The organism is Tissierellales bacterium, from assembly GCA_025210965.1.
Classification (GTDB): Bacteria; Bacillota; Clostridia; order Tissierellales; family JAOAQY01; genus JAOAQY01.
Genome location: JAOAQY010000041.1, coordinates 1 through 6,649, shown reverse-complemented (window position 1 = coordinate 6,649; position 6,649 = coordinate 1). Strand labels below are relative to the sequence as shown.

Below are 6,649 nucleotides of genomic sequence, written 5' to 3'. Positions count from 1 at the left end.
TTTTTAAAATCGTTTTCCTTTATTTTACTTTTTTCTTGTCCGCATCCAACAAAACCAAATACACATATAAATACTCCGGCAGCTAGCCTTATAATATATTTTCGCCCCATAAATATATACCACTTTCCTTTCTATAGTTTTTACCTATTTCATGTCTTTTTCATTATATCAAAAAACGGTGTTTAATTCCAATAAACAAGCAGTTATTTCATGATTTTAAAATTATTTATTCTTTTTTGTTCACTTTAGAGTGATTTAGTTCACTAAAACAATATAAAAAACATAAAATTATTTTACTGTAATTAAGCATAATTGATATAAGCTAATTATAGAATAGATTATTTAATCTAAATAGGGTATACTTATAATAGATTATTTTTGGGTTGGGTTATTTTTGGGTTCTCAAGGAGGTCTTTTTATGAAAATTAAAAAGAAAGATGGCTTTACTCTTTTAGAATTAATCTTAGTCTTAGCCATAGTATCTATATTAGGCGCTATTGCGCATGCGAATTTTTCTATTATTCTTAAAAATATTAAGGTAAAAGCTGATGTTCAAACTAGCTTATCTATACTTAAATCCGTCCGATTAAAACACATATCTGAAAACTATAGTAAATTTGATATACTTATGGATAATAACGACTTTGTAAATCAAGATGCTTTAGATTTTCAAAGCGAAGGACGTAAGATGACTGCTTATGTTGTTGCAAGAATTGATGAAAATAAGGGCACTATATATGCAATCTTTTATATGTCTCCCGGTAAAGACTTGCGTCCTCGAAAACCAGGTGAAGCATTTCTGATAGAAGAAGGTGATCACAGTTTCAAAGTCAATACCAAGGATACTATTGTAATAAAACCATGGGTTTCTGCCTCTGGTAATTTTGAATATGTATTTGACGATGTTAATTATCAACTTACTACGCTTTATAGAGAAGATTATTAAACTTATTTTACTTCATTACAAATTAAGTTATCATTCGTGAATTTTAGTGAAATTAAAAATCATAGCTAACAAAGCTATGATTCTTAATTTCACTAAAATTTATTTTAATTGCTTTTCTTTAAATCCACTTGTAATTGCTCCAGCGGGACATATTGATTTACATTCTCCACATCGAATACACTCTAATGAATTAATATTTCGAGTTATCTCAACTCCCATTTTACATTTTTTTTCACACAATTTACAACCTGTACATTTTTCATTATCCACGTACATTTGATACATACTGAATTTATTAAACAACGAATACATTGCACCAAGTGGACATATATATTTACAGAATGGTCTATACATTGTAATCGATGCAAATAAGGTTAATATCAAAATGCCTACTTTCCAATTAAATAGAAAACCAAGATTAGCTTTAAGGCTATCATTTACTGATATGAGTGGAAAAGCCCCTTCTAAAACTCCAGTTGGGCAAATCCACTTACAAAAATATGGCGGTGCCATTCCAAATTTATTTGTAAGTACTATCGGCATTAATATAACAAATATTACTAGAAAAACATATTTTAAATACCTCAGCAATTTATCTATGATTCGAGGTATCTTTATTTTGCGCAAAGGAATTTTATGCAGTAAATCTTGAAACAATCCAAATGGACATAAAAAACCACATATCAATCTTCCAAATACTATTCCGAATAACATTATAAACCCTAAAACATAAAATGAAAAATTGTGTCTATTTCCTCCTAATACAGCTTGTAACGCTCCAATTGGACACGCTCCAGTAGCTCCTGGACATGAGTAACAATTCAAAACTGGTACACAAAGCCCTTTACTACTTCCTTTAAATATTTTTCCTTTAGCAAATCCAGTCAAATATCCATTGAAAAAAATAGCCATAACTAATTGTATAATAATTCGCATTTTTGATTGTTTTTTTCCATTCATTATCCAATACCTATGCACTCAAGACAAATATTTACAGCTTTTTTCATTACTACTAAGTGCTCCTCTCGAGTTATTCCAATTACTATAAAAAGAATCGCAGCAAAAAAAATCGTAGTTCTTACTTTAAATTTCATTTCACACTTCTTTCTTTCCCAATGGTTTCTAGTGCGTCATTAATAAGTTCTCCATATCCATTTTCAGGAACTCCTACCTGCTCTTTCCCAACAATATTTCCGTTCTGGTCCACAAATACAGTAGTTGGATAAGCTTCAACATATTTGTAAAATGTATCTTTTAATTCGTCATTCCCTCTAATTGTCAAAAATTCCATTCCTTTATCTTTGATAATTTCTTCTACAATCTCTTTTTCGCTATCACCATCTACACAAACAGAAATAATATTTACATTGTCTGGTATTTTTTTATATAGAGTTTGAATATCTTTCATTTCTTCTACGCAGTATCCGCACCACGTTGTCCATACGTTAACCATAGTTATATCATATTTTTTAAAAATTTCTTGATTCACATCTTTTTCATCAGTGGTTTGAGCTGTAAATTCTGACAAACTTCCCTCCATAACACTCTTTCCTTCCTCATGCATAAAACCCTCTTCTTCATCGACCGCTTTAAATATACATAAATTGTCTTTGATATATCCATATGATTTTATTATTTTATCCAACACTTGTTTTTCATCTTCTGTCAATTCTAAATTACTAGTGTCATCATTGTAAACAAAATAAAAGATTTTATCATCAAATTCAAGCAATTTTTCAATATGCTCGAAGTCTTTCTTTGTACTTTCAAGTCGCTCATTAGCCTCACTATTTTTTACATCTTCTATCAAAACAGCACACAAATCAAGCTCTTTTTTTCTAACTTTTTTCCAACACTCACTAATCTCTTCATCACTCATTTTTGAATAATCTTCCTCTGTTGGCATCATTTCGATTGCTTTTTGCGGACTATAGGTAATTAAGCATGTATCATCCCCTACAAATCCGCTAATTTTTCCTTTTTCTCTCTCACTAATTATTTCATCAGTATCAGTAATTCCAAGTCCAATCATCTTATATGCTGCCGTTTTTTTATCTCCCCTTGCTACAAATTCATTTCCTGCAATTGTTTTCATAGACTTACTATTGTACTCAGCATTAACCACATATTCACTATCTATTGGCATAGATACCTCTTTTTCTACTTTTACCTGCCCACAACTACACACTATTGTCATCACACACATCAATGCAATAGCAACTAATATTTTTTTCATATCTACTCAAACTCCTTTATCATAATTTATGTCACAATAAATTTCAAACAAATTTTCCCTGTAACATCATAATAATTCTACCAAAGTTTTGTATCAAATATTATTCATAGTTGTATCCTATCTGTATGTTTGTCTCTTTATCAAAATCATAAGCTCCAACTGATTTCCATATTTTGATTTGTATAATTTATTTTTATATCTGTATTCAAACTCTGGTTTTTCATTTTCAAAATAGAAACAATACTCGTTATCAGTTTTTCTTATAAAATCCTTTTCTTCAAACCCTAGATATTTAAAAAAATTATATATGGCATTGTCTTTACAATTCTCTCCTTTATGATTGTATTCAAAATAGGCTAAGTCATAAATAATATAATATTCTCCATCAATAGTAAAAGATATGTCGTATTCTGAATTCTCAATTCTTCCATCCCAAAAAACTACGTATTCATCTGGCTTTTCTATATTTGAATATCTATTCTTCCTTATTAATAAATCATTTTTATTTAATTTGAAGTCTTTGTTAGATATAACTTCAAGTTTTTTCAATATATCTATCTGTTCTAGTATCTTTTGCTTAGCAAATTCCAATTCTTCATCCTTAACATTTTCAAATTCGACATTCATTATATTTGTATTAGATCTTTTCATTGCATCTGCCATTAGTTTTATTCGCTCTTTTATTTCTAATCCTTTTATTTCCTCACTAGAAGATATTTCTATGTTTTTCAAGTCTATATCTTCTTTTGTTATGTTATTGTTTAATTCTCCCATATTTAAGTATGTCAGCAAAAGTTTATATAAAGTTGCTGAAAATAATGCAAAAATAATGAAATAAATCTTAATTTTTTTACTCATTTATCCCCCTATTAAAAATCAATTCAACTGTAGTTCCTCTTCTCATTTCGCTATATATTTCCATTTTTGCGTTGTGCCTTTCCATTATCGCTTGACTCAAAGCAAGTCCTAACCCAGCTCCATCTTGATCTCTATTTCTAGATGCTTCTGCTTTGTAAAATGGTTGCTTTATGTTACTCAATGTTTCTGCATCCATTCCAATTCCACTATCTTCTATTTTTAAAATATAATATCTCTCTTTTATTTTTCCATTTAAAACTATTTTGCTATCTCTGCTACTTGCTTTTTGTGCATTGTCAATTATATTTACAATTACCATATTTATAAGCTCCGGCTCTATTTTTAAATAATCTTCTTGCATACTAATTTCTAACGTAATATTTTTCTGTTCTAAGTAATAGTTTAAAACATCACTAAGTGATTCTACCCACTCTTTTATTTCTAATGTGATAAAATCAAATTTCTGATTTTTTATGGACATAATTTGCAAGAGTCTTTTCGAAAGCCTCTCTAACCTTTTTCCTTCAGAAAATATATATTTTGCACCTTTCTGTATTCGTTTCTCATCTCCAGGACAACTACGCAACATATCTGCATATCCGATTATAGCTGTCAATGGTGTTTTTACTTCATGAGAAAAAGCTGCAACAAAATTTTCTCTATTTAATGCCTCCTCCTCTAACATTTCCATATTCTCTTTTAATGAATCTGCCATTAAATTGAAGTTTTTAGCTAACTTCGCTAGTTCATCATTCCCATTTATTTTTGCACGTTCTCTTATATTCCCCTCTTTCATTTTTTTGGTCACTTCATTCAACTCAACAACCTGATAAAGCAATATCTTAGAAAATAAAATTGCCATTAATATAGACACTAATGATAACGCTAATGTTGTTTTAATTAAAATTTCGTATTGCTGCTTTTGGCTTTTAAATATATGTGATATGTCTTTATCTACAACTATATAGTAAATATTTCCCAAGAACGTAAATGGTCTTATCGTTTTCAAATAATATCGATTAGCAATTTTATCGACTTTATATGCTCTACAATTCATTTCCAGTTGATCTACAAAAATTTTGTCTAAATAAGCTTTATTAACACTGCATAAATCATTCTTATTACTCTCTAAAACACTAAATTTTAATCTTTGTCCTTCCACATTTATATTTATGGATTCAGTTATTTCTTTTATTATAAGTGTTTTACTTTCAATACTTATATTACCAAGTCTTTTAGAATTATATCCTTGAGTTTCACTTTTTAGTAGATTGTATATGTTTTCAGTTATATTTTTCGATATGTTTTTTTGTTCCGATAGAAACATATCGAAATTAGTATCAATTATAAAAGTACCTCCAAAGGTAAAACACGTCATGACTATCCAAAGTACGCCTACAACTACTTTTGTTGAAAATTTCAAACTCTAAACCTCCAATCTATAACCAACCTTATATACCGATACTATTTTATTTTCTAATCCCATTTTCTTTCTCACTCTCTGTACATGCAAATCAACCGTCCTACTATTACCAAGATACTCATCTTCCCAAACCGTTTTGTATATTTGTTTTCTATGAAGTGCTTTATTAGGATTTCTAGCAAACATTACTAGTACCGCAAATTCTTTTGATGTCATTTTCACTTCTGTATCACCTTTAATCGCTTTCATTGCATCTAAGTTTATACTTATATCATCGATAAAATAAATCCGATCTCCTTTATCATATCTTCTAAGCACAGTTTTCACCCTAGCTACCAACTCTGCTATCTCAAATGGCTTTGTTATATAGTCTTCCGCTCCAGATTTTAAACCTTTTAATTTATCCTTTAAATCATCTTTAGCTGTCAAAAATATAACTGGAATTGAAAGTGCCTTACTATAATCTAGTATTTCATATCCATCCATGTACGGTAACATTACATCTAATAATACCAAATCAAAATTCTCTCTTTCTAGTATATCAGCCGCGCTCTTGCCATCATATGTACATGTAGTTTCATAACCTTCATATGATAAACTTAATTCTATAAGTTCAGATATAGCTCTCTCATCCTCAACTATTAATATTTTTATCATTTAATCCTCCCATAACTTGTATTTTTATATTATCTATTTATATTACATCTTTTTTGTATCAAAATCGCATCATATGTACTTTTTTACACATTTTAAATATTAAAGACCTAATACAATTTAGTATTAGGTCTTTAATATTTTTTAGAATGTAATTATTTTTTCATCTTACTTTTTGTTCTTAACCTTATCCACAGCTTTTATAATATTTTCATAGCCCGTACATCTACACATATTGCCTGCTAGACCTTTTTTGATATCTTCTCTATCATATTCTTTCTCATCTTCTACTATTGCCACTGAAGACATTACAAAGCCACATGTGCAGAATCCACATTGAACTGCTGCCTCTTCAACAAATGCCTTTTGTACATCTGAAATTTCTCCATCCGGGCTCATAAGTCCCTCGGTAGTTCTAACAGTTTTTCCTTCTGCCCAAACTGCCAGATATATGCAAGAATCAAATACTTCTCCATCTATAAGGACTGTACAGGCTCCGCATTCGCCTACTTCGCATCCTTTTTTTACACTT

8 protein-coding genes are annotated in these 6,649 nt (G+C 29.5%); 1 reads left to right on the top strand and 7 read right to left on the bottom strand.

The window, feature by feature from the left end; genetic code table 11:
- Window positions 1-418 precede the first annotated feature (418 nt).
- Window positions 419-946, top strand: coding sequence for a type II secretion system GspH family protein (locus N4A40_02930; protein ID MCT4660788.1), 528 nt, complete (start codon window positions 419-421; stop codon window positions 944-946).
- A 99-nt stretch (window positions 947-1,045) separates the two neighbouring features.
- Here the strand turns inward: N4A40_02930 and N4A40_02925 are convergent, their stop codons facing one another.
- From N4A40_02925 to N4A40_02895, 7 genes are all read right to left on the bottom strand, one after another.
- The gene (locus N4A40_02925) at window positions 1,046-1,906 is read right to left on the bottom strand and encodes a 4Fe-4S binding protein (GenBank protein ID MCT4660787.1); all 861 of its coding nucleotides are present in this window, start codon (window positions 1,904-1,906) and stop codon (window positions 1,046-1,048) included.
- Window positions 1,906-2,040 carry a CD1871A family CXXC motif-containing protein gene (locus N4A40_02920; GenBank protein ID MCT4660786.1) on the bottom strand — a complete coding sequence of 45 codons (135 nt, stop codon included), beginning with the start codon at window positions 2,038-2,040 and terminating at the stop codon, window positions 1,906-1,908. Before N4A40_02920 ends, N4A40_02925 begins: the two co-directional genes overlap by 1 nt.
- Window positions 2,037-3,182 (bottom strand): TlpA family protein disulfide reductase, encoded by a 1,146-nt coding sequence (locus tag N4A40_02915; protein MCT4660785.1) that lies wholly within the window; start codon window positions 3,180-3,182, stop codon window positions 2,037-2,039. Before N4A40_02915 ends, N4A40_02920 begins: the two co-directional genes overlap by 4 nt.
- Before the next feature lie 117 nt (window positions 3,183-3,299).
- A complete protein-coding gene (locus tag N4A40_02910) occupies window positions 3,300-4,040 on the bottom strand; it encodes a hypothetical protein (GenBank protein ID MCT4660784.1) in 741 nt (246 codons plus the stop codon).
- Window positions 4,033-5,463, bottom strand: coding sequence for a HAMP domain-containing histidine kinase (locus N4A40_02905; GenBank protein ID MCT4660783.1), 1,431 nt, complete (start codon window positions 5,461-5,463; stop codon window positions 4,033-4,035). The genes N4A40_02910 and N4A40_02905 overlap by 8 nt, the downstream gene beginning before the upstream one ends.
- 3 nt (window positions 5,464-5,466) lie before the next feature.
- Window positions 5,467-6,120 (bottom strand): response regulator transcription factor, encoded by a 654-nt coding sequence (locus N4A40_02900; GenBank protein MCT4660782.1) that lies wholly within the window; start codon window positions 6,118-6,120, stop codon window positions 5,467-5,469.
- Between the two features lie 165 nt (window positions 6,121-6,285).
- The coding region (locus tag N4A40_02895; GenBank protein ID MCT4660781.1) for a 2Fe-2S iron-sulfur cluster-binding protein at window positions 6,286-6,649 on the bottom strand (364 nt) is incomplete at its 5' end.